The following is a 23,625-nucleotide window of genomic DNA, read 5'->3' as shown; positions in this document are numbered from 1 at the left end:
CGCGCCAGCGACGTCGGGGCCGGACTCAGTCACGGAAGTTGTCGTACTGCAGCGGCAGTTCGAAGTCGCTTTTCTTGAGCAGGGCGATGACGTCCTGCAGATCGTCGCGCTTCTTGCTGGTCACGCGCAGCTTGTCGCCGTTGATCTGGGTTTCGACCTTGATCTTGGCGTCCTTGATGGACGCGGCAATCTTCTTGGCCAGCTTCTGCTCGATGCCCTGCTTTACCGTCACCTTCTGCTTGGCCTGGGCCAGGTTGGTTTCGATATCGCCAAACTCCAGGCAGCGCACGTCGATGCCGCGGGCGATCAGGCGGGCGCGCAGGATGTCGGTCATCTGCTGGACCTGGAAATCGCTGGGTGCGGTCTGGGTGATGACCTTGTCTTCGAGCACGAACTTGGCATCCACGCCCTTGAAATCGAAGCGGTTGGAGAGTTCGCGGTTGGCCTGGTCCACGGCATTGGTCAGCTCGTGGGCGTTGACTTCGGAAACGACGTCGAAGGAGGGCATGGGGAATTCCGTAGTGCGGGGTGCGGCCTATTCTAATTGCTGCGGCTGGCCGGCGCGTGTGCAGGGTGCAGGCGACATGCGCCCGTGGGCGACAGGTACCATGGCGCATGCCCAGCCGCCATCCCTCTTTCGCCGCCGTCATGATGCTGCTGGCGGTGCTGTTGTTCGCACTGATGGACGCCGGGCTCAAGCTGCTGTCCACCCGCTATCCGCCGCTGCAGGTGGCGGCGCTGCGCGGTTTGTCGTCATTGCCATTCGTGCTGCTGTGGGCCGGCATGACCGCGCCCTGGCGCAGCCTGCTGCGTGTGCACTGGCCGTTGCAGTTCCTGCGCGGGGCGCTGGGCGTGGCGATGATGGCCGGCTTTGTCTACGGACTGCGCGGGATGCCGCTGTCCACGGCCTATGCCATCACCTTTGTCGCGCCCTTGCTGGTGACGGCGATGGCCGGCCCCATCCTCAAGGAAAAGGTCGGCCCCGGCCGCTGGCTGGCGATCGTCATCGGCCTGATCGGCGTGCTGGTGATCCTGCGCCCGACCGGGCAGGGCATGTTGACCCTCGGTGGCCTGGCGGTGCTGGTGGCGGCGATCTGTTATGCCGCCGGCGCCATCGTGGTGCGCCTGCTGTCGCAGCGCGACAGCACCCAGGCGATGGTGGTGTGGTTCATGCTGCTGCTGTCGCTGGGCGCGTCAGTGCTGGCGTGGCCGAGCTGGCAGCCGCTGCGCGGCGAGGACATCGCCATCATCGCCGGCGTCGGCCTGGCGGGGTCGCTGGCGCAGGTCGCGCTGACCGAAGCCTTCCGCCGTGGCGAAGCCTCGCTGATTGCGCCGCTGGAATACACCGCGTTGATCTGGGGCGTGCTACTGGATGTGAGCCTGTGGGGCGTATTGCCCGACGGCATGACTTGGGCAGGTGCGGCGATCATTGTCGCCAGTGGCATCTACCTGTTGCGCCGTGAGCGCGTGCATGTGGAAGCAGAACATCCCTGATGCCGTTCCTGATCATTCCCCTGGCATTGCTCCTGATCCTGCTGCTGGCGGTGATCCTGCTGCCGGTGTCGCTGGTGCAGCGCTTCCGCTACGGCCGCGCGCGGCGCCGGGCCTGGCCCTGGCTGGTGTCGTTCAATGCGTGGTTCCTGCTGGGCGCCAGCGCGGTGTTCCTGCTGGTCAGTGCACTGATGCAGTGGTGGTTTCCGCACAACCTGATGCAGGCGGGCCTGGGTTGGCTGGCCGGGGTGGCGCTGGGCATCGTCGCGCTGTGGCTCACCCGCTATGAGCGCGCCGTTGACGGGCTGTATTACACGCCGAATGTCTGGCTGGTGCTGTCGCTGACGTTGCTGGTAGCCGGGCGACTGCTGGTGAGCGTGGTGCAGATTTTCCGCCAGGGCTCGGCGTGGTGGTCGGGCCAGCACTTGACGGGCGATTGGCATGCGGGCCTGGTCGCAGTGGCAGGCCTGTTGCTGGGGTACGCGCTTTCCTATCAGTGGGGCCTGCGGCGCCGGCTGCGTCGGCTGGCGCCCCCCTTCAGCAGCAAGCCGTTCACCGACAAGGCGACAACAAAAACGAAGGGCCCTCGCGGACCCTTCGTCTGAGCTGTCACTTGTGGAACGGGACGCTTAGAAGCGTGCGCCCAATCCCACGCCCACGACCCACGGATTGAGCTTGGCTTCTTCGCCGCTGCTCTGGCCGTCAAAGGTCACGTCGCTCTTGCCGTGCATGTAGCGGGCATCGGCACGCGCGAACCAGGACGGGCTGATGTTGAAGTCCACACCCACCGTGCCCATCGCACCCTTGCCGTTCTCGAAACCGATGTGCTGGCCGAGATCATTGCGCACGTTGTTGCCACCGCTGTAGTTGGTCTCGTAGTAGCCCAGGCCCACGAACGGACGGATCGGGGCATTGGACTGCAGGAAGTGATACTGCGCGCTCAAGGCCAGCGGCTGGGCGTCGATGTTGCCCTGCTTGCCGGCGTCGGTGCGCACGCGCTGCTCGAACTTGTCAGCCGCACCCCACAGTTCCACCGCCATGTTGGGCGTGGCGTACCAGCTGGCACTCAACGTGGCAGCCGAGCCGCCATCCAGATTCATGCTGCTGTTGTCGACGGGGTTGGAATCCACCTTCTGCACGGCATAGCCGCCCACCACCGCGAAACGCTTGGCATCGGTGTTGGCAGTGTCATTGGCATCCTGGGCAAAAGCCGCCGGCGCGATGGCCGTCAGCGAAAGGGCAAGCATCAAAGGGCGCATCTTGTTCATTCGAGATCTCCTCGTTGTAAGTATTTCCTGCCCCGTTTCTGCGGGGCGTGCGCAAGGTAGCGTTCAACGAATGAACGCGGACACGTACACGAAATGAATCAAACACAACGTCGTCCAATTCGACATTGCGTTCACGACTCGCGACAGCAAGCGCGTCTACAGCGTGTTGCCCGCATGCAAGGTCGTGATACGACGTGGGCATCGATGAACTGCTGGTACAGCCTGCGGGTGGAACGGCGCAGGTGGCGCGCGACACCGTGATGCCCTAAGGTGTCCACCGCGAAACGCGCGGGAGCGGATCATGGTCCAGAGCAAGGCGACCACGGTGGAGCAATACCTGGCGGAGTTACCCGCGGACAGGCGCGAGGTGATTGCCTCGGTGCGCGCGCTGGTCAACCAGCACCTGCCCGCCGGTTACCAGGAAGCCATCCGCTGGGGAATGATCAGTTGGGAGGTGCCGCTGGCGCGTCTGCCCGACACCTACAACGGCCAGCCGTTGGCCTTTGCCGCCCTCGCGGCGCAGAAGAACTACTACGCCCTGTACCTGAGCTGCGTGGATGCGGATTCGCAGACCGAACAGCTCCTGCGCAATGCCTACGCCGAGGCCGGACGCAAGCTGGATTTCGGCAAGAGCTGCCTGCGCTTCAAGCAACGGGCGGATCTGCTGGACGCGGTGGTGGGCCAGGTGATTGCGGCCACGCCGGTCGACGCGCACATCGCCCACTACCAGGCCAGTCGCGTGAGACACTGAAGGCATGAGTCCCCGACCTCCCCGAACCGGCAGCGGCAACACGCGTGGCGCGAGCACGCGGCAGGGCAGGTCGACTTCGGCCGCCGGCCGTGCTGCCTCGGCCGCACCGCTGACGCCCGGCGAGAATCCGACCATGGCCGATCTGGCCAAGATCGCGGGCGTCTCGGCGATCACCGTCTCGCGTGCCTTGCGCGAGAGTCCGCTGGTCAATGCCGAAACCCGCGAGCGCGTGCGCGCGGTCGCACAGGAATACGGCTACGCCTTCAATGTCAGTGCGCGCAACCTGCGCCTGCGCCGCAGCATGACCGTGGCGGTGGTGGTGGAGATGAAGCCCACCCTGGAGCGGCAGATGTCCGGGCCGTATCCGCTGGATCTGCTGGGCGGCATCACCCAGGAACTGACCACCACCGGCTACAGCGTGCTGCTGACGTCGTTGCAGGGCGGCGCCCTGCCCAACGTGCAGGCGGCCGACGGCGTGATCCTGCTGGGCCAGGGCGCCAACGAAGACGCCATGCATGCGGTCCAGCGTTGGGGCCGGCCGATGGTGGTGTGGGGCGCGGTGAGCCGGCACGAATCGCAGGTGGTGGTGGGCAGCGACAATCGCCGCGGCGGATCGCTGGCGGCGGATCGCTTCATCGCGCTGGGTCGCAGTCGGCCGGTGTTCCTCGGCGATCCCGCGCACGGCGAGTTCGCCGAGCGTCTGGAAGGCTTCGCAAGCACGCTGCGCAAGTACGGCATCGAGCCGATCGTGCCGGCGGTGGAAGGCTTCACCGTCAATGCCGGCGCCGAAGTCGTGCATGCGCTGTTGCAGAAACATCCGCAGGTCGACGCGCTGTTTGCAGCCAGCGATCTGCTGGCCATCGGCGCCATCCGCGCCTTGATCGAGCGCGGCCGGCGGGTGCCTGACGATGTCTCGGTGATCGGCTATGACGACACCCCGCTAGGGGCCACCTATGTGCCGCCGCTGAGTTCGGTGCACCAGAATTTTGTCGACGCCGGGGTCCTGCTGGCGCGCAAGATCCGCGAGCTGATCGACGGCCAGGCCACCGCCTCCGAGACCCTGCCGACCCATCTGGTCGTGCGCGCCACCTGAGCGCAAAACACTGCTGCGGCGCAGCGTGAATCCGGCCGCTGTGCCGACCCGGGCGGGGGGCCTCCTCCAGCCCGCTTTGCGCCTGCAAGTGCTTGTCCGGGAAACGAATGTTTAACTTTGAACAAGCCCCTCGCAGGCCTGGCTCCCGCCAGGCCGAGGCCGGCTGTTATCGATAACTTGACATCGATAACATCCGCTTCCTAGTTTGCCGCCGACGCCTACGGGCACAGGACAGGAGCAGGCCGGCGTGGCGGATTGGCAGGACAACGGCGCGGGCCGTGGCGGCGACCGGCCGCATACGGATTCCTCTTGGCAGCTCAGTCAGACGGCCTATGACGCCGATCGCCGGGCGCGCGATGAAACCCTGTTCGCCCTGGCCAATGGCGGCCTCGGCGTGCGCGGCGCCTTCGAAGAGCAGGACAGTCCCAGCGATGGCAGCTTCCTGGCCGCGGCGTTCGAGCAGAGCCCGATCCACTACCACGAGCGCCTGGCCGGTTTTGCGCGCAGCACCGACACCCGCGTGCCGGTGGCCGAAGGCAAGCGCATCCGCGTCTGGCTGGGACGCGAGCGGCTGGATCCGGATGCCAGCCAGTGGCTGGCGTTCGAGCGCGCGCTGGACCTGCGCCACGGTTTGCTGCATCGGCGCCTGCGCCTGACCACGCCGGCCGGCCATACGGTGGAAATCCAGGCCGAGCGCGTGGTGCCGTTTTCCGAACATGCGCTGCTGGCCATTCGTTTTCGTCTGACCTCCATCGACTACAGCGGCCCGATCACGCTGGTGTCATCGCTTGAAGCCGGCGCGCGCGCGGTGGCGCAAGGCGACGATCCGCGGATTGGCGCGGGCGGCGGCGAAGGTCTGCAGACGCTGGGCTGCGGTGGCCATGACGACCTGCTGTGGCTGTCGCAACGCGCGCCCCATCGCGGCTTCGAACTCAGCGCCGGCCAGCGTCATCGCGTCGGTGACGGGCTGCGTGCCGATGGGGTGGAGACCGGCGATGAGCAGGTCTCGCAGCGCTATTGCGCCGACCTCAGTCCGGGCCAGTCAGTGCAGCTGGAGAAGTTCGTCGCCTACGTGCAGGACGCCGACCTGACGGCACGCGCGAACCAACTGGACAGCTTGCTGGCGCGCGCCATCGAAACCGGCTTTGATGGCTTTGCCGCCACCCAGTCGGCGGCGATGGAACGGTTCTGGCAACGCGCGGCCATTGCCGTGCAGGGCGGCGCCGATGCCGAACTGGCGCTGCGTTTCAACCTGTTCCATCTGCTGCAGTCGGCCGGCCGCAATGGCCATGACGGCACGGCCGCCAAGGGCCTGACCGGCGAAGGTTATGAAGGCCATTGTTTCTGGGATACCGAGGCCTTCGTGCTGCCGGTGATGGCATTCACCGCACCGGAAGTGGCGCGGGCGATGCTGCATTACCGCTATCGCACGCTGGAAGCGGCGCGCACCCATGCGCGCGAAATGAATCACCCGGTGGGAGCGCTGTACCCCTGGCGCACCATCGATGGCGGCGAATGCTCGGCGCACTACCCCAGCGGCTCGGCGGCGTACCACATCAATGCCGCGGTCGCTTACGGCATCGGCCTGTATCTGGACGCCAGCGACGATATCGAGTTCCTGGTGGACGCCGGCGCGGAAATGCTGTTCGAGACCGCGCGCATCTGGCCGCAGGTGGGCCACTTCAACGCGCGCAAGGGCGGCGCGTTCTGCATCCACGAAGTGACCGGGCCGGATGAATACACCACCCTGGTCAACAACAACTACTACACCAACCGGATGGCGCAGCGGCACCTGGAATGCGCCGTGCGCGCATGGCACCGCTTGCGCCAGAGCCATCCGCAGGCGCTGGCCGCGCTGGCGCAACGCCTGCAGCTGACCGACGAAGAAGTGGCGCTGTGGCATCGCGCCGCGCGTGCGATGTACCTGCCGTACGACCAGGACTACGGCGTGCTGGCGCAGGACGATGAGTTCCTCGACAAGCCGCGTTGGCCGTATCCGGCGCCGGTCGGCGAGCATCGTCCGCTGCTGCTCGATTTCCATCCGCTCACCCTGTACCGCCACCAGATCTGCAAGCAGGCCGACGTAGTGATGGCGTTGGTGCTGGCCGGCGACGGCGTGGATGTGCGCGCCAAGCGCCGCAGCTTCGACTACTACGAAGCAGTGACCACGCACGATTCCACACTGTCGGCGCCGGTGTTCGGCATCCTCGCCAACGAAGTGGGTCACCCGGGCAAAGCCTGGCGCTACTTCGACGCCAGCCTGCGCGTGGACCTGGACGATCTGCATCGCAATACCGATCACGGCGTGCACATGGCGGCGATGGCCGGCAGCTGGCTGGGGCTGAGCCAGGGCTTTGCCGGTCTGCGCGTGCGCCAGGGCCAGCTGGGCTTTGCACCGACCCTGCCCGACAGCTGGCAAGGCTACGGCTTTGCGATCCGCTGGCGCGGTTGCGTGCTGCGGCTGGAAGTGTCCGCGCAAGGCGTGCGCTATCACCTCGAAGAAGGCACCGAGCTGGCCATCCAGCATGTTGGCGAGGAACTGATCCTGTCGGCGGACGCCTCGGCCTGGCAGCCGCTGGCCGAACCACGCGAGGCGGTGCGGGCGATCTTCCCACGCGCCGCGCGCGCGCTGATCTTCGATCTGGACGGCGTGCTCACCGATACGGCGCACACCCACTATGAAGCGTGGAAGCAGCTGGCCGACGAGATCGGCGTGTACTTCGACCGCGACATCAACGAGCGGCTCAAGGGCGTGGACCGGCTGGCCTCGCTGCGGATCATCCTGGAGCGCGCCGAGCGCAGCTACAGCGCCGAAGAACAACTGGAACTGGCGACCCGCAAGAACAGCTACTACGTCGAAGCAATCCAGCGGACGTCGCCAAAGGACTTGTTTGCCGGCGTCGATCGGGTGCTGGCCGATGCGCGTCAAGCGGGCTTGAAAATCGGCCTGGCCTCGGCCAGCCGCAATGCGCGCACGCTGCTGGACAAGCTGGGCATCGTCGATCGCTTCGATTACATCGCCGACGCCGGCGCCATCCGGCATGCCAAGCCGGCGCCGGACATTTTCCTGGACGTGGCGGCGGCATTGGGAGTGCCGCCGTCGCACTGCATCGGCGTGGAGGACGCCGCTGCCGGCATCACCGCAATCCATGCCGCCGGCATGGCCGCGATCGGCATCGGCGATGCGCGCGCGCTGGCGCAGGCCGACGTGGTACTGCCGGACATTGCCGCGCTGCGGCTGGGAGACGTCGTTTCATCGTGACCGCATGCGGCTCGTCAGAAGCCGCGGCGGATTCTTGTCAACCTGTTGAACACACGTGGAGGGAACACATGCAACAGAACAACCTGATTCGCTACGCCTTGTCCGTAGCGATTGCCGCGGCCCTGGCGCCAGCGGCCTTGGCCCAACAAGCCCCGGAACCATCAACCCCGCAACAGACGGCGCCTGCCCAGGCCACCCCCGCGGCGCAGCCGCAGGCGCGGCAGAACCAGGCGACCACGCTGGACACGGTGGTGGTGTCCGGTACGGCCACCGCCGGCGGCGTGAAGAAGCTGGAAGCCAGCTTCAACATCGTCACCGCCAACGCCGAACAGATTAAGCAGGCCAATCCCAAGAGCACGGCTGACTTGTTGAAGATCTCGCCCGGCATGTGGCCCGAATCCACCGGCGGCCAGACCGGCGCCAACATCGAAATCGCCGGCTTCCCCGGCGGCGGCGATGCGCCTTATTTCTCAACCCTGTTGATGGGCTCGCCGTTGTACGGCATGCCCACGTTGTCGTTCTTCGAAACCACCTCGATGTTCCGCCTGGATGACACGGTGGAGTCGGTGGAAATCCTGCAGGGTGGCCCGTCAGTGGTGTTCGCCGATGGCCAGATGGGCGCCAGCGCCAACTTCTTCCTCAAGACCGGCACCGAAGAACCGACCGGCAGTGTCGGCCTGACCTACGGCGATGAAGGCCTGTGGCGGCTGGACGGCTTTGCCGGCTTCAAGGTGGCCGAGGGTTGGTACGGCAGCATCGGCGGCTTCTGGCGCGAGTCCGACGGCGTGCGCGATCCGCAGTTCAAGGCCGACAAGGGCGGCCAGCTCACCGCCACGCTGTCGCATGACTTCGATGCCGGCAAGCTGACCCTGTACACCCGCTACTTGAACGACAAGAACCAGTTCATCACTCCGATTCCGCTGATCCAGCGCGGCACCGACAGCTTCAGCGCCTATCCGGGCTTCGATCCGCTCAAGGACACCTACTACAGCAAGGCGATCCAGCACGTTTACCTGCCCTCGTATCCCAACGGCGGCAAGAACGCCGACCTCGCCGATGGTCGCGGCGCCAAGATGTTCTTCCTCGGCGGCAACTTCGACTACTCGTTCGACAATGGCTGGTCGATCAGCGACCGCTTCCTGTTCGACGAAGGCGACATGGACACCAATGCGCTGTTCTCGGGCAACAACCCGGCCACGCTGGAAGATCAGCTGTATACGGCAGGCACCCCGGGCGGCTTCCAGTTGCCGGCCGGTTCGGCCACCGCCACCTACGTGGGCGGCGGCGCGGTGCCGCTCAGCCAGAGCGTGATCCAGCAGGGCTGGTGGTCCATCCACAAGCACCTGAAGAGCTTCAGCAACGACTTCCGCCTGAGCAAGGATCTGTTCGAGGGCAACACGCTGACCGTGGGCTTGTATGTCAACAACTACTCGATGAGTGACAAGTGGTCGCTGGGCAACCAGATGCTGATGACCAACGAGCCCAACGCCCGGCCCATCACGGTCTCGTATGACGACGCCGGCAACACGATCTACCGCACCGACGCCCAGGGCTTCAGCGACTTTGGCGGCTTCCACATCGCGCAGTACGGCAGCGCCACCAACATCGCCTTCTACCTGTCCGACTCCTGGCGGGTGGGCAAGTGGCTGTTCGATCTGTCCGGCCGCGTCGAGAACCAGGACGCCACCAACAACGTCTGCAATCTGGAAAATCGTGATCTCGACGGTGACCCGGACACCCTGTATGACAATGCCGTGCCGGTCTGCAACGGCACCTTCCAGAAGATCAATTACGACAAGACCCATCCCACCTGGACGGCGGGCGCCAACTACTCGTTCACCCCCAACATGTCGATGTACGGACGGGTCAACACCGGCGGCCACTTCCTGGACTTCGACAACGGCATCCGCGGCACCAGCAACGAGAACTTCCCGCCGATGCAGAAGGTGCGCAACTACGAGATGGGCTTCAAGTACCAGAGCGACCTGCTGTACGCCGATATCAGCGGCTACCGCCGCGTCTTCAGCGGCCTGCTGTACCAGCCGACCGACGGCGCCGGTACCCCGGTGGGCGATCCGCGCGTCTATGGCTCGGAGTCGTACGGCGTGAACTTCATCGGCGCGCTGACGCCGGTGGAGAACCTGCGCCTGCAGCTGGTGGCCAACTACCTGGACGGCGAATACACCGACTATGACGCTTGCCTGCCGTACATCGACATCAACGACCAGCCCAACTGCGCCAGCATTGAAGGCCAGCAGCTGCAACGCCAGCCGAAGTTCCGCGCCATGTTCACCCCGAGCTACCGCTTTGTGATGGATTGGGGCGACCTGATGCCGTACATCACCTACACCTACGTGGGTGATCACACCCAGGATCAGTCGGGTCTGCAACAGCTGGGTTCGTACCACACGCTGGACTTCGGCATCACTTCCAACGTGGGCGACAACTGGCAGTTCAACCTGCGCGGCACCAACGTGACCAACGAGCTGGGCCTGACCGAAAGCAACTCGCGCATCTTCGGTTCGGCCACCACCGCCGGCGGCGTACTGCTGGCGCGGCCGCTGGAAGGTCGCGAAATCAACCTGCAGGCCAAGTACAGCTGGTAAAGGCGTCGGCTCGCAGTGCGGGCCGATGCAGAATCCGGGCCATCGCCGACCTCTCCCCGGCGATGGCCCGGCGGCGGGCGCAGGCTTGCCGTTATCCTCCTTCCCTACTTCGGAGCGTTGACTGCATGCCCAGCCGCAGCCGCATGATCCTGGCGCTGATCCTGACCTACATGATCTTCGCCATGCTGTTGAATTCGGTGGGGGCGGTCATCCTGCAGGTCATCCAGGGCTTTGGCGTGACCAAGGCGCAGGCCAGCACGCTGGAAGCGTTCAAGGATCTGCCGATCGCCATCGCTTCCTTCCTGGTCGCTTCCACCCTGCCGCGGCTGGGCTACCGCCGCGCGATGATGCTCGGCCTGGCGCTGGTGGGCATCGCCTGCACCGCGATGCCCATGCTGCAGTCGTTCTGGGCCACCAAGCTGTTGTTCGTCACCGTGGGCGTGTCGTTCGCGCTGGTGAAGGTGTCGGTGTATTCCAGCATCGGCCTGCTGACCGACACGCCGCGCGCCCATGCCGGCCTGACCAGCACCATCGAAGGCTGGTTCATGGTCGGCATCCTCGGCAGCGCCTGGTTGTTTGCCGCCTTCATCGATCCGGACCAGCCCGGCAATCCGGTCTGGCTCAACGTGTACTGGGTGATTGCGGTGCTGTGCGCGCTGGTCATCGCATTGCTGGCGGTCACGCGCATGGATGAGAGCCAGGCGCGCGATGGCCATGCGGTGGGCGAATCCTTCGCCGACATGTTCCGCCTGCTGGCGCGGCCGCTAGTGGTGGTGTTTCTGGCGTCCGCCTTCCTGTACGTGCTGATGGAGCAGGCCATCAACACCTGGCTGCCCACTTTCAATCGCGAAATCCTCCACCTGCCCACGGCCCTGAGCGTGCAGGCGGCGGGCATCTTTGCCGGCTCGCTGGCGCTGGGACGGCTGGGCGGCGGGGTGATCCTGCGGCGCGCGCCGTGGTTCTGGGTGCTGTCCACCTGCGTGGTGGCGATGGGCGTGCTGGTGCTGCTGGCCTTGCCGATGGCTGCCAACGTGCAGCCGCGTGCCGACCTGCATTGGTGGAACGCGCCGCCGGCCGCGTTCGTCTTCCCGCTGATTGGCTTGTTCATGGCGCCAATCTATCCGACCTTGAATTCGGTGGTGCTCAGCGCGCTGCCCAAGGCACGGCACGCGGCGATGACCGGCTTGATCGTGGTGTTCTCCGCGTTGGGCGGCACCACCGGTTCGTTCATCACCGGCCAGCTGTTCGCCCACTTCGATGGTTCCCGCGCCTTCTACTTGTTGTTGCTGCCGATGCTGTTGCTGCTGGTGGCGCTGGTGCTGTTGAACCGTTCCACCCAATCCGCGTCCGCGCCTGCGGTCGCCACCGGATCCTGAGGTCACTGCCTGTGATGCATCGACGCCTGCCCTGGTCACGTCTGTTGTTGCTGCTGGGCTTGTGGCTGCCACTGGCCTTGCCTCTGGCCGCGCGCGAATCGGCGCCGCTGCAGTTCCGCATCAGCGAAGGGCGCACCGAAAACGCTTTCTACCAGCACGGCGCTACGGCTGCGCACCTGCTGCTCACTTCCGGCGACAAGCCGCGCGTGCTGGTGGCGTTTCCGGCCGGCAACAGCGGGGTAGGACTGTGGTTCGAAGACGCAGCGGCCACCCTGCACTGGGATCTGGCCAGCGTCAGCGAGCGGGTGGAAACCCTGCAAGGAAAACCTTGGCGCGGTATCCGCGCCGACGCCAGCGTCAATGCCCCTCGCCTGGTGGTGCGTGACGCGGTACTGGGTAGCGTGCGTGTGTTGCGCGACTACCAGTTGCTGCAGAAGTACCCGCCGGAAACCGCGGCCACGCCGCGCCTGCACGGGCGCAGTCTGCGTTGGCAGCGACAACGGCTGGATGGCGCGCCGGGTTATGCGCTGGAGGTGACCGCGCTCAACGGCAGCTGGCGGCAGGAGGGGGATCGCTGGACGCTGCAACCCGAGCAGACGGGCCAGCCGCTTCGCCTGCGTATCGATGCGCTGACCGGCGAAACGCCACTGACGCCTTTTGCGGCGACGCATCTGTTGAATGACCAGGCAAGCAATGACCTGCGCAGCCGGCAGGCGCTGCAGTTCCTGAGCTATCACGAAAAATTCCTCGCCGGTTCCTGGCGCTTCGACACCTACTTCGGCCGCGACACGCTGATGTCGCTGCGCCTGTTGATGCCGGCGCTGCAACCGCAGGCGGTGGAATCGGGACTCGGCTCGGTGCTGGCGCGTCTGTCGGCAGGCGGTGAAGTGGCGCACGAGGAAGACATCGGCGAATTCGCCGTGCTGCGCCATCGCAAGGAGAACGGCGGTAATTCGGCTACGCCGGTGTTCGACTACGCGATGGTCGACGACGACTTCATGTTGCCGCCGGTGACCGCCGCCTGGTTGCTCGAAGACCCACGTGGCCGCGCGCGCGCCGCGCAATTCCTGGCCACGGGTCTGGGCGGTGAGCGGCAAGGCGATGCGTTGGTGCGCAACCTGCTGTTCGTGGCCGGCGCCAGCGCCGACTTCGCCCGCGAACCGGTCGCCAGACACTTGATTGCGCTCAAGCCGGGCCGCGACGCGGGCCAGTGGCGTGACAGCAACGAGGGCATCGGCCGCGGCCGCTATCCGTATGACGTCAATGCGGTGTGGATGCCGGCTTCGCTGCGTGCGATGGCCGGGCTGCTCGACAGTGGTCTGCTCCAACCTTACCTGAGCGCATCGCAACAGCAGACGCTGCGTGAGGCGGGCGCGCGCGCAGCGCTGTGGGAACGCGAAGCCAGCCGGCTGTTTGCGGTCGAGCGTGGTGTCGCCACCGCTCGGCATCAAGTCGGTACCTACGCCGCTTCGCTGGGCGTGCCGGCGCCGGCACCCGCGACGCAATCGCTGCGCTTCCATGCGATTGCCCTGGATGGCGAAGGCAGGCCGATTCCGATCCTGCATTCGGACGAGGGCTTTCGCCTGCTGTTCGGCCAGCCCGATGCGGCGCAGGTCGGCGCTGACGTCGCTGCGTTGTTGCAGCCGTTCCCCGCGGGCCTGATGACCGATGCCGGCATGGTCGTGGCCAATCCTGCCTACGCCGACGCAGGCGTGTGGCCGCGCTTCAGCGCCCACGCGTATCACGGCACGGTCATCTGGGCCTGGCAGCAAGCGGTGATGGCCGCGGGCCTGCAGCGACAGCTGGCACGCACGGACCTTTCGCCCGCGACGCGCCAGCAACTGCAGACCGCGCAGAGCACCTTGTGGCGCGCGATCCACGCGGCCGATGCGGTGCGCACGTCGGAGCTGTGGTCATGGACCTACCGCGATGGGCGCTATCAGGTGGAACCATTTGGCGCACAGGGCGCGCATGAAGACGAGTCCAACGCCGCCCAGTTGTGGAGCACGGTGTTTCTGGCGCTGTCGCCGCCGCCGGAAATCAAGACCGAGGCAACACCATGAGCAGGTGCCCGAGCTTGCGCGCCCGTTTGCTGCTCTGCCTGGCCACGGCGGCGACCAGTGCCGGTGTGCACGCGCAGCCAGCACAAGCGCCGGCGGATACGGCGACCACCGCGATGCCCGCCACCGATTTGCCCTACAGCGGCTTCGCCAGCGACGCCGCCAAAGCGAAGTTCGCCGAATTGCTTGCGGAAGTCCGCGCCGGCAAGGCGCCCAATCCCACCGACATCGCCGACCAGCGCCAGTTCTACCAGCGTTACAACGATGCGCGCCTGCAGGAAGTGCAGCGTCGCTATCCGGCCAAGGTCAGCGAACTGACGCTGGCGGGCGTGTCGGTGCACAGCGTCGAGCCGGCCGGTGGAATTGCAGCGGCGCAACGCCAGCGTGTGCTCATCAACCTGCACGGCGGTGCCTTCATGTGGGGCGCCGGCAGCGGCGCACTGGTGGAGGCCATCCCGATTGCGACGGTGGCCGGCATGCGCGTGGTGACGGTCGACTACCGGCTGGCGCCGGAGCACACCTATCCGGCGGCGGTGGACGATGTGGAAGCCGTCTACCGCGAGCTGCTCAAACACTATCGGGCCGAGAACATCGGCATCTATGGCTGTTCGGCCGGCGGCGTGCTTACCGCGCAGGCCACCGCACGCCTGCTGCAACGCAAATTGCCGGCGCCCGGCGCCATCGGCATGTTCTGCGGCACCGGCCTGCTGTTCCGCGGTGACTCGGGCACGCTCGGGCAACTGGCGGTGGGCCAGGCGCCGATGGGCAGTGATGGCGGAGCGAGCCTGCCGTATCTGAGCACGGCCAAGGCCGACGATGTCGTGGCCTATCCGATGCAGTCGCCCGAGCTGCTGGCGCGGTTTCCACCTTCTTTGCTGCTGGCGGGCGGACGCGACTTCGCCCTGAGCGCGCTGACCACCGCGCAGCGGCGTTTGCTGGCCGCCGGCGTGGATGCGCGGCTGATCGTGTTTGACGGGCTGTGGCATGCGTTCTTCGTGTTTCCCGACCTGCCCGAGTCGCAGGAGGCCTACGCGCGCATCGGCGAATTCTTCGACCAGCAGCTGGGACGCGCGCAACGCTGAATCGCAACGGCGTTGATCTGGAATTCGCCGCGCTCGCGTATCGTGTCGGCCTTTCCCAGGGAATCGTGCGCATGAATGCTTGGTCGGGTGCCTTCGGGCTGGGATTGGCGGTGCTGATCGGCATGCTGTTGCCGCTGCAGGCGCTGATCAACGCGGCCCTGGGCCGGCAGACGTTCGGCCCGGTGTTCGCCGCGCTGGTGTCCTTTGGCGTGGGCACGCTGGTGTTGCTGGCCTGGTGGACGCTGGCGCGGCCCACCTTCGCGCTGGCGCCGCTGGCCAAGGTGCCGTGGTGGGCCTGGACCGGCGGCATCATCGGCGCGGTGTATGTGGCTTCAGCCACCTTGTTGATCCCGCGCATGGGTGCCGCCCCGCTGATCTGCCTGGTGGTGCTGGGCCAGCTGCTCGGATCGCTGGTGCTGGATCACTTCGGCGTGCTGCATGCGCGCCAGCCGGTGGATGCCAGCCGCATCGTCGGTACCTTGCTGGTGGTGTTCGGCGTGCTGCTGGTGGTGCGGCCGTGGCAGTCAGCCGCGGCGTGACTGTCGATGGGCCCTGGCTGCAGGGCTTGCCGGCGCAGGTGGGCGAGGACTGCCGGGTGCTGGTGCTGGGCTCGATGCCCGGCGACGCGTCACTGAGCGCGGGGCGCTATTACGCGCATCCGCGCAACCGGTTCTGGCCGGTGATGGCCGAGATGTGCGGCTTCGATCCCGCGTTGGACCATGGACAACGGATGGCGGCGCTGACACGGGCGGGTGTGGGCGTGTGGGATGTCATTGGCCGCTGCCAGCGGCGGGGTAGCCTGGACACGGCGATCGTCGCCAGCAGTGAAGAAGTCAACGATCTACCGGGCCTGCTGGCGCGCTTGCCGTCGCTGCGTGCAGTGGCGTTCAACGGCGGCAAGGCCGCACAGAGCTTCCATCGGCATGTGCAGGGCAGGGTGCCTGAAGCCACGCATGCGGCGCTGGCCTGGCTTGCATTGCCTTCGACCAGTCCGGCCAATGCCGGCTGCTCGCTGCCGCGCCTGTTGGAGCAGTGGCGCGTACTCGTGCCCTGGCTGCGCCACCCCTGACGAAGGTCATGGCATCCTCCGGCAGGTGAAGCCACCGCGCCGCTGCGGCATGCTGGTTCCGTACCCACCCAGGAGAACGACATGCGCCGACTCCCTCTCTGCCAATCCTTGCTGTGCCTGGCGCTGGGCGCGCTGGCGATGAATGCGCAGGCCAAGGAAATCCGTTGCGACATGACCAGCGATTACGACCTGACGGTCAACGATCGCAGCGTCATCTTTACCCGCGAGAGCGGCGTGCCCAAGGCAGTGGTCATGCGCCAGGGCCGGTTGTTCGTCGACGACCGCTGGGTCAGCCTGAGCAGCGACGACAGCCAGCGCATCCGCGAGTTCGAGCAGGGCGCACGCAAGGCGATGCCGCTGGCTCACGAGATTGGTCGCGATGCGGCCGACATCGCATTCACCGCGCTGGGCGAAGTCGCGGCCGGCATCAGCAACCATCCGGACAAGACGCGCCAATCGCTCGATCGCGCACGCAAGGCCATTGATCGCAGCATTGGCCAGTCGATCAGCGCCAACCGTTTCAACAGCGCCGATCTCGAGCGTGGCATCCAGACAGCGGTGGAGGAAGTGATGCCGAGCGTGATCGGCGATGTCGTCGGCGGCGCGTTGACCGCTGCATTGACGGGCGACACGGCGCGCCTGGAGCGCATGGACAAGTTGGACCAGCAGGTGGAAGCGCGCATCCAGCCACGTGCCAAAGCGCTGGAAGCACGCGCGGAAAAACTCTGCGCACAGATGCGCGAACTCGACCGCCTGGACGATGCGCTGGCGTATCGTCTGCCCGCTGGCGGCGCACTCAATCTGCTTGAAGAGAAGCCCGACCAAAGCCATACCAGCGAGGATTGAGCGCGTTCCTGTCGTGGCGCTGACAAAATAAATGGTCGCAAGGCGTGGCGCGACGGGCCTCGGATGGCCACAATAGGGGTTCCCCTATTGGCAAGTGATTGCTGGAGTTCCCCATGGCCGACCTCAAGGAAGCACGTGTACCCGACATCGGTGGCTACGATGGCGTACCCGTCATTGAAGTACTGGTCGCCGTAGGCGACACCGTCAGCAAGGACCAGGGCCTGGTCACGCTGGAATCGGACAAGGCGACGATGGAAGTGCCGTCGCCGTTCGCCGGCGTCATCAAGGAATTGAAGATCAAGCTCGGCGACGAGTTGAGCGAAGGCTCGGTGGTGGCGCTGATTGAAGTGGCCGAAGCCGCCGCTGCCTCGACGCCGGCCGCGCCTGCGGCACCGGCCAAGGCCGAGGCCGTCAAGCCGGCCGCCGAGACCGGCACCAAGGTCGAACCGGTGGCCGTGGCCGCGCAGCCGGACAAGCTGGCCCAGCGCGAGATCGCGCAGGAGCAGGCCGCACCGACCGCAGCTGCAGCCAGTACGCCGCGCGCGCTGGATGACAAGCCCGGCCTGGATCCGGAAGCCGTGCCGCCGCGTACGCCGCCGGTGGATTTCAACGCCGACAGCGTGCTGCCGTCCAAGGTCGCCTACGCCAGCCCGACCGTGCGCGTGTTCGCGCGCGAGCTGGGCGTGGATCTGGATCAGGTCAAGGGCAGCGAGCGCGGCGGCCGCATCAGCAAGGAAGACGTGCAGCGTTACGTCAAGGCCGCCCTGTCGGGCGGCGTGGCCAGTGCCGGCGCTGCGCCGGCGGCGGGCGGTAGCGGCGGTGGCCTGAACCTGCTGCCCTGGCCGAAGGTGGACTTCAGCAAGTTCGGCGAGATCGAAGTCCAGCCGCTGTCGCGCATCAAGAAGATTTCCGGCGCCAACCTGGCGCGCAACTGGGCGATGATTCCGCACGTCACCCAGCACGATCACGCCGACATCACCGACCTGGAAGCGCTGCGCGTGGCGCTCAACAAGGAAAACGAAAAGGCCGGCATCAAGCTGACCATGCTCGCGTTCCTGATGAAGGCCAGCGTGGCGGCGCTGAAGAAATTCCCGGACTTCAACGCCTCGCTCGATGCGAGCGGTGAGAACTTGACGCTGAAGAAGTACTTCCACATCGGCTTTGCCGCCGATACCCCGAACGGCCTGGTCGTGCCGGTGGTGCGCGACGTCGACAAGAAGGGCGTCAACGAAATCGCGCAGGAATCGGGCGAGCTCGCCAAGAAGGCGCGCGAAGGCAAGCTGGGTCCGGCCGAGATGTCCGGTGGCTGTTTCTCGATTTCCTCGCTCGGCGGTATTGGCGGCACGGCGTTCACGCCGATCGTCAATGCGCCGGAAGTGGCGATCCTGGGCGTGTCCAAGTCCTTGATCCAGCCGGTGTGGGATGGCAAGGCCTTCCAGCCGCGCCTGCTGCTGCCGCTCTCGTTGAGCTATGACCATCGCGTGATCGACGGCGCCGCCGCCGCGCGCTTCACCGCCTACCTGGCGCAACTGATGGGCGACCTGCGTCGCGCCGTGCTGTAAGCGAGGACGAGACGATGGCAAACACGATTGAAGTCAAAGTCCCGGACATCGGCGATTACACCGATGTGCCGGTGATCGAAATCCTGGTGGCCGTGGGCGACACGGTGAAGAAGGACCAGGGACTGGTCACGCTGGAATCGGACAAGGCCACGCTGGAAGTGCCATCTTCGGCCGCCGGCGTGGTGAAGGAATTGAAGGTCAAGCTGGGCGACAGCCTGTCCGAAGGCAGTGTGGTGGCGATACTGGAAGCCGAGGGCGCCAGCGCCTCCGCCCCGGCGGCTGCACCGGCGGCGCCGGCCAAGGCCGAAACCGCTGCGGCTCCGGCCAGCAAGCCGCCAGTGACGCCGTCGCCGCGTGCACCTGCCGAACCGGCCGCGCCCAAGCCGGCGCTGGGTACCGGCAAGCAGGCGGACATCGAATGCCAGTTCGTGGTGATTGGTTCGGGTCCGGGTGGCTACACCTCGGCATTCCGTGCCGCGGACCTGGGCTTGGATACCGTGCTGATCGAGCGTTACGAAAGCCTGGGCGGCGTCTGCCTCAACGTGGGCTGTATTCCGTCCAAGGCACTGCTGCATGCAGCGGCGTTGATTGACGAGGCCTCGCACTCGGCCGACATCGGCATCGAGTTCGCCAAGCCCAAGCTCAACCTGGACAAGCTGCGCGACTTCCAGCAGAACCGCGTGGTCGGACAGTTCACCAAGGGCTTGGGCGGCATGGCCAAGCAGCGCAAGGTGCGCACGGTGACGGGCGTGGCGAAGTTTGTCTCGCCCTACGAGCTGGAGATCACCAGCGCCGATGGCAAGACGCAGCTGCTGCGCTTCCAGTTCTGCGTGATTGCCGCCGGTTCGCAGGCGGTCAAGCTTCCCAATTTCCCGTGGGACGATCCGCGGGTCATGGATTCCACCGACGCGCTGCAGCTGCAGGACGTGCCGGGCAAGTTGTTGGTGGTCGGCGGCGGCATCATCGGCCTGGAAATGGCAACGGTGTACCGCGCGCTGGGCAGCGAAGTGACCGTGGTCGAGTTCATGGACCAACTGATGCCGGGCGCTGACAAGGATCTGGTCAAGCCGCTCGCCGATCGTCTGAAGAAGCAGGGCGTGGCCGTGCACCTGAAGACCAAGGCCGCCAAGGTGGAAGCGGGCAAGAAGGGCATCACGGTGTCGTTCGAGAGCGCCACCGAAGGCCAGAAGCCGGAGCTGGAATCGGGTACCTGGGATCGCGTGCTGGTGGCCGTGGGTCGTTCGCCCAATGGCGGCAAGCTGGATGCGGACAAGGCTGGCGTGACGGTCACCGATCGCGGTTTTGTTCCGGTGGATCGGCAGATGCGCACCAACGTGCCACATATCTTCGCCATCGGTGATCTGGTCGGCCAGCCGATGCTGGCGCACAAGGCCACGCACGAAGGCAAGCTGGCGGCAGAAGTCGCGGCCGGCGAAAAGAAGGAATGGGTGGCGCGGGTGATTCCGTCTGTCGCTTACACCGATCCGGAAGTGGCGTGGGTGGGCGTGACCGAAACCGAAGCCAAGGCCAAGGGCTTGAAGGTCGGCATCGGCAAGTTCCCGTGGGTGGCTTCGGCGCGCGCTGTCGGCATTGGCCGCGGTGAAGGCATGACCAAACTGATCTTCGACGAGGAAACCCATCGCATCATCGGTGGCGCCATCGTCGGCGTGCATGCCGGTGATTTGATCAGCGAAGTGGCGCTGGCGATCGAGATGGGCGCCGAAGCCGGCGACATCGGCAACACCATCCATCCGCACCCGACGCTCAGCGAGACGGTGGCGATGGCGGCCGAAGCGTACGAAGGCACCATCACCGACTTGTACATTCCCAAACGGAAGTAGGTCTTCGCTGGATATGGAAACGAGAAAGGCGCCTGAGGGCGCCTTTCTTCGTTTTGCGAACCCCTTCGGGCTGCTGCGCTTGCCCGGTTCTGGCGGCATAAGGCCAGGCTGGCTGGCGCCGCTGTCGAGCCTGTGCGATTAGACGGACAGCGCCATGGCCTGCCTGGCCGCGCGCCGCTGCTCAATCCGCTTCCACACCTTCTCGTGGAAATGGAAGACCACCGTATTGCAGGCCGGCTCCACCAGCGCCAGGGCGCCACCGACCAGCCAGCTGCCGGTAAACGCCCAGCCGACCAGAAAGGCGACGGTAAAATGCAGTGCGGCAAAGGTGAAGGTCTTGGTCATGGGAAGGCCCCCGATAAGAATGGCTCTCATCGTGGCCGCGCCGCCGGGAGCCGTCCAATGAATCTTTCCGGGACAATTTGATAGCGTTTGGCTATTGTCAGAAGGCGAGGGTCACGCCAGCAATCGGGCCCTTGAAGCGTTGGTCGAGGCCGAGAATGCCATCGCTGCCATCCCGCTCAACGTCCAGCTTGAACCAGTCGTAGCCGGCAAAAATGCCGAAGTTGCGCGTGAATCGGTACTCGATGAGCGCATTTGCCCGCGTGATGCTGCCGTCGTAGTTGCCGAAGTCTCCCCATTCCGCGTCCAGGTACTGGCCCTGCACATTGAACAGCCAATGCTCGGACGGCGTGGCGGTCATGCGTAGACCCACCATCGGGGCATAGCCATCGTCACTCGTGCGGGCGTCATAGACATCGGCGCCGGCTTCGGCATGCAGGTGACCCTCGAGCTTGGCCCACTCGGCGCCAATCTGCAGGCCGAGATTGAACGTGTCGGTATCCACCACCGCATAGTCGTACATCAGGCTGGCCAGCTGGAACTTGGCCTTGCCGGTGGCGAAGCTGCCGGCCGGTATCGTGACGTCGTCATACGACAGGTCGCTGCCCAAGGTCGCACGGCGATCCTTGTCGTACTGGAAGTAGTCGAAGATCAGCCGCTGGCGCTGGCTGATGCGGAACACGCCGTCCAGACGCGGCACGACTTCCTTGCTGCCGAAATCGAAATCCTCGGAGAAGCCGAAGTCCTGGCCCAGGAATTGAGTGCGGCCACTCAGTTCGCCATCCGCATCGACGTCCATGGCACCCAGTCGAAGGGTGAAGCGATCATCGGGTGTTTGTTCCTGCGACCATGCGCTGGCACTGGCAGCCACCAGGCCGATGAAAAGCAGGGAAGGGGCCGCGTTTGTCACTTTCATGTGGGAGATTCCTGTAATGAACAGGCCTTCACCCTCCCGGTTTAGCAGTGCAAAAATAGTGAAATCTCGGTTCTCCCATTGCTTCGATCAGGATTCCGTGACCCCCTTGGCTTGGGTCGGCCAGAAAAGGCGAAGCCCCGGGCCAAGGGCCGCGGGGCTTCAGCAGGCCTGCGTCGGAGCATCGGACGAGGAAGTTTGTGGCAGACCTGGCACAGGGACTGACCGGGGTGCGTTCGTCAAAGTTCCGCAAATTTCCCGATAAAATTCTGAATAGGGGAAGAGACGCTGCGAAGTGCAGTCGCAGGCTGTAACCGGTTCCGCCCGGTCAGCGGCGCCGCGGTCCAAAAAAAACCCCCAGGAGAGTCACTTTGCGACCTTCGGCGGTTGTCCCGGAAAACGCCCCCCTGCTATACTTTTGCGGCTCGGCGAGGCGCTTCCAGGCCTTGTTCCCCGCCCAATCCCGCAGGTCTAACCGTGTTGAACTCCGTCGCCGCGGGCCGGCGGCTGGCATTGCGCGCCACGGCTTTCCAGCTGGGGGCTGCGGCGCTGGTCGCTCTGGCCTTCCTGTTCCAGGGCGTGACCTCGGCAGCGGCCGCGGGTCTGGGGGGCTTGGCGGTGGCGCTCGGCGGCCTGGTCGCTGGCTGGATAGCTTTCGGCAAGGGCGTCAGCCCGGCCACCGGCGCGCTGGGGCGCGTGGTGGCGGGGATGTTGCTCAAGTGGTGCGTGGTGATCCTGGTCGTGGCGCTTGCGCTGGCCTGGTTCAAACTTCCGGCGCTGCCTCTGTTGGCGGGGCTGGTGACCGTCACGCTGGTGTTTGTCGTGACCAATTCGATTCAACGATAGGTGTCTTTCGTGAGTGAACCTACCAGTTCTGGCGGCCTGAACGAGTACATCAGCCACCATCTGACCCACAACACCGGCGAGGTGTTGGGTGGCGCTTTCCATTTCGACTCCTGGATCGTCGCGCTGGTGCTAGGCCTGGTCTTCATCACCTGGTTCGGCCTGTATGCGCGCAAAGCGACGTCGGGCGTTCCCACCAAGGGCCAGGCCTTCGTCGAAATCGTCGTCGAGTTCATCGACGGCCAAGTCAAGGACACCTACCACGGCGATCGTCGTTCGATCACGCCGCTGGCACTGACCATCTTCATGTGGGTGGTCTTCATGAACACGATGGACCTGCTGCCGCTGGATCTGCCGGGCTGGCTGATCCAGACCTTCGCCGGTCATGAAGTCGCGCACCACACCTATGCACGCATGGTGCCCACCGCCGACCTCAACACCACCGCCGCACTCTCGGTCTCGGTGTTCTTCATCCTGATTGGCCATGCGCTGGCCGCCAAGGGTGGCCTGGGTTTCGGCAAGGAACTGCTGACCGCCCCGTTCCATGCACACGGCTTCATGGCCGTGGTGATGGCGCCGGTCAACCTGGGCATGAACATCATCGAATGGCTGGTCAAACCGGTTTCGCTGGCCATGCGACTGTTCGGCAACATGTACGGCGGCGAGCTGGTCTTCATGCTCATCGCCGGCCTGATGGCCAGCTGGGTCACCTTCGCGCCGGGCATCATCGCCAACGCCGCGTGGGCGATCTTCCACATCCTGATCATCCTGCTGCAAGCCTTCATTTTCATGATCCTCACGGTCGTCTACATTGCCGGCGCCCGCGAAGGCCATTGAGTTTCCGCTTTACCCTTCACCTTTCATCAATCACCACGTTTATCCCAGGAGAAACACCATGGAATTCATCGCCCAAGTCCAAGGCCTGACCGCCATCGCCATCGGCATCATCATCGGTCTGGGTGCGCTCGGCGCCTGCCTCGGCATCGCCATCATGGGTTCGAAGTTCCTTGAGTCCGCTGCCCGTCAGCCGGAACTGATCCCGGTGCTGCAGGGCCGTATGTTCCTGCTGGCCGGCCTGATCGACGCAGCGTTCATCATCGGCGTCGCCATCGCTCTGTACCTGGCCACCGGCAACCCGCTGATCGGCGCCGTGCAGGCGGCTGGTCAGGCGGCTGGCGCCTAATCAGACGAGCCGCGACCGCGGTCGGCAACGACCGCGG

The 23,625-nt window shown here is 65.6% G+C and carries 21 protein-coding genes; 17 read left to right on the top strand and 4 right to left on the bottom strand.

Annotation, left to right across the window (positions count from 1 at the left end; all coding sequences use genetic code 11):
- Nucleotides 1–25: 25 nt before the first annotated feature.
- Nucleotides 26–508 (bottom strand): YajQ family cyclic di-GMP-binding protein, encoded by a 483-nt coding sequence (locus tag B5X78_RS06995; protein ID WP_079723705.1) that lies wholly within the window; start codon nt 506–508, stop codon nt 26–28.
- Between the two features lie 107 nt (nt 509–615).
- On the opposite strand from B5X78_RS06995, the gene B5X78_RS06990 reads away from it, so the two are divergent.
- On the top strand, nt 616–1,494 hold the full coding sequence (locus B5X78_RS06990; RefSeq protein ID WP_079723704.1) for a DMT family transporter: 879 nt from the start codon (nt 616–618) through the stop codon (nt 1,492–1,494).
- Nucleotides 1,494–2,096, top strand: coding sequence for a CcdC protein domain-containing protein (locus B5X78_RS06985; protein WP_079723703.1), 603 nt, complete (start codon nt 1,494–1,496; stop codon nt 2,094–2,096). Before B5X78_RS06990 ends, B5X78_RS06985 begins: the two co-directional genes overlap by 1 nt.
- Before the next feature lie 24 nt (nt 2,097–2,120).
- Here the strand turns inward: B5X78_RS06985 and B5X78_RS06980 are convergent, their stop codons facing one another.
- Entirely contained in the window at nt 2,121–2,759 is a 639-nt protein-coding gene (locus B5X78_RS06980) for an OmpW/AlkL family protein (RefSeq protein ID WP_425478693.1), read from the bottom strand.
- A gap of 301 nt (nt 2,760–3,060) precedes the next feature.
- Here B5X78_RS06980 and B5X78_RS06975 point away from each other — a divergent pair, with 301 nt between their 5' ends.
- From B5X78_RS06975 to lpdA, 12 genes are all read left to right on the top strand, one after another.
- A complete protein-coding gene (locus tag B5X78_RS06975; RefSeq protein WP_079723702.1) occupies nt 3,061–3,510 on the top strand; it encodes a DUF1801 domain-containing protein in 450 nt (149 codons plus the stop codon).
- Nucleotides 3,511–3,514: 4 nt separating this feature from the next.
- Nucleotides 3,515–4,603 (top strand): LacI family DNA-binding transcriptional regulator, encoded by a 1,089-nt coding sequence (locus tag B5X78_RS06970; protein WP_308933134.1) that lies wholly within the window; start codon nt 3,515–3,517, stop codon nt 4,601–4,603.
- Between the two features lie 247 nt (nt 4,604–4,850).
- Nucleotides 4,851–7,865: a beta-phosphoglucomutase gene (gene pgmB, locus B5X78_RS06965; RefSeq protein ID WP_176140792.1), complete on the top strand. Its 3,015-nt coding sequence runs from the start codon at nt 4,851–4,853 to the stop codon at nt 7,863–7,865.
- 68 nt (nt 7,866–7,933) lie between these two features.
- Complete coding sequence (locus B5X78_RS06960; protein WP_079723699.1) at nt 7,934–10,471, top strand: TonB-dependent receptor; 2,538 nt, start codon at nt 7,934–7,936, stop codon at nt 10,469–10,471.
- A 125-nt stretch (nt 10,472–10,596) separates the two neighbouring features.
- Nucleotides 10,597–11,847 (top strand): MFS transporter, encoded by a 1,251-nt coding sequence (locus B5X78_RS06955; RefSeq protein WP_229730844.1) that lies wholly within the window; start codon nt 10,597–10,599, stop codon nt 11,845–11,847.
- Nucleotides 11,848–11,861: 14 nt separating this feature from the next.
- Nucleotides 11,862–13,910 carry a hypothetical protein gene (locus tag B5X78_RS06950; protein ID WP_079723698.1) on the top strand — a complete coding sequence of 683 codons (2,049 nt, stop codon included), beginning with the start codon at nt 11,862–11,864 and terminating at the stop codon, nt 13,908–13,910.
- 14 nt (nt 13,911–13,924) lie between these two features.
- Nucleotides 13,925–14,989 carry an alpha/beta hydrolase gene (locus B5X78_RS06945; RefSeq protein ID WP_229730842.1) on the top strand — a complete coding sequence of 355 codons (1,065 nt, stop codon included), beginning with the start codon at nt 13,925–13,927 and terminating at the stop codon, nt 14,987–14,989.
- Nucleotides 14,990–15,060: 71 nt separating this feature from the next.
- Nucleotides 15,061–15,528 (top strand): DMT family transporter, encoded by a 468-nt coding sequence (locus B5X78_RS06940; protein ID WP_079723696.1) that lies wholly within the window; start codon nt 15,061–15,063, stop codon nt 15,526–15,528.
- Nucleotides 15,507–16,058, top strand: coding sequence for a DNA-deoxyinosine glycosylase (locus B5X78_RS06935; RefSeq protein ID WP_079723695.1), 552 nt, complete (start codon nt 15,507–15,509; stop codon nt 16,056–16,058). The genes B5X78_RS06940 and B5X78_RS06935 overlap by 22 nt, the downstream gene beginning before the upstream one ends.
- 81 nt (nt 16,059–16,139) lie before the next feature.
- Nucleotides 16,140–16,904 (top strand): DUF2884 family protein, encoded by a 765-nt coding sequence (locus B5X78_RS06930; protein WP_139381433.1) that lies wholly within the window; start codon nt 16,140–16,142, stop codon nt 16,902–16,904.
- Between the two features lie 113 nt (nt 16,905–17,017).
- Nucleotides 17,018–18,466, top strand: a complete 1,449-nt coding sequence (locus B5X78_RS06925) for a dihydrolipoyllysine-residue acetyltransferase (protein WP_079723694.1) — start codon at nt 17,018–17,020, stop codon at nt 18,464–18,466.
- A 14-nt stretch (nt 18,467–18,480) separates the two neighbouring features.
- On the top strand, nt 18,481–20,307 hold the full coding sequence (lpdA, locus tag B5X78_RS06920) for a dihydrolipoyl dehydrogenase (RefSeq protein WP_079723693.1): 1,827 nt from the start codon (nt 18,481–18,483) through the stop codon (nt 20,305–20,307).
- Nucleotides 20,308–20,445: 138 nt separating this feature from the next.
- On the opposite strand, the gene B5X78_RS06915 is transcribed toward lpdA, so the two are convergent.
- Complete coding sequence (locus B5X78_RS06915) at nt 20,446–20,652, bottom strand: DUF2061 domain-containing protein (RefSeq protein WP_079723692.1); 207 nt, start codon at nt 20,650–20,652, stop codon at nt 20,446–20,448.
- A 97-nt stretch (nt 20,653–20,749) separates the two neighbouring features.
- Nucleotides 20,750–21,565, bottom strand: a complete 816-nt coding sequence (locus tag B5X78_RS06910) for a hypothetical protein (protein WP_079723691.1) — start codon at nt 21,563–21,565, stop codon at nt 20,750–20,752.
- Between the two features lie 474 nt (nt 21,566–22,039).
- Between B5X78_RS06910 and B5X78_RS06905 the strand changes: the two genes are divergently transcribed.
- The 3 genes from B5X78_RS06905 to atpE are packed head-to-tail and all read left to right on the top strand — an operon-like array spanning nt 22,040 to nt 23,588.
- A complete protein-coding gene (locus B5X78_RS06905; RefSeq protein WP_139381432.1) occupies nt 22,040–22,408 on the top strand; it encodes an ATP synthase subunit I in 369 nt (122 codons plus the stop codon).
- A gap of 9 nt (nt 22,409–22,417) precedes the next feature.
- Entirely contained in the window at nt 22,418–23,242 is an 825-nt protein-coding gene (gene atpB, locus B5X78_RS06900) for a F0F1 ATP synthase subunit A (RefSeq protein WP_079723689.1), read from the top strand.
- 58 nt (nt 23,243–23,300) lie between these two features.
- Nucleotides 23,301–23,588, top strand: coding sequence for a F0F1 ATP synthase subunit C (gene atpE / locus B5X78_RS06895; protein ID WP_079723688.1), 288 nt, complete (start codon nt 23,301–23,303; stop codon nt 23,586–23,588).
- Nucleotides 23,589–23,625 lie beyond the last annotated feature (37 nt).

The sequence above is a fragment of the Pseudoxanthomonas indica genome (genome assembly GCF_900167565.1).
Classification (GTDB): domain Bacteria; phylum Pseudomonadota; class Gammaproteobacteria; order Xanthomonadales; family Xanthomonadaceae; genus Pseudoxanthomonas_A; species Pseudoxanthomonas_A indica.
Note: the sequence above shows the minus strand (reverse complement) of the source record. Positions and strands in the feature narration are given on the sequence as shown.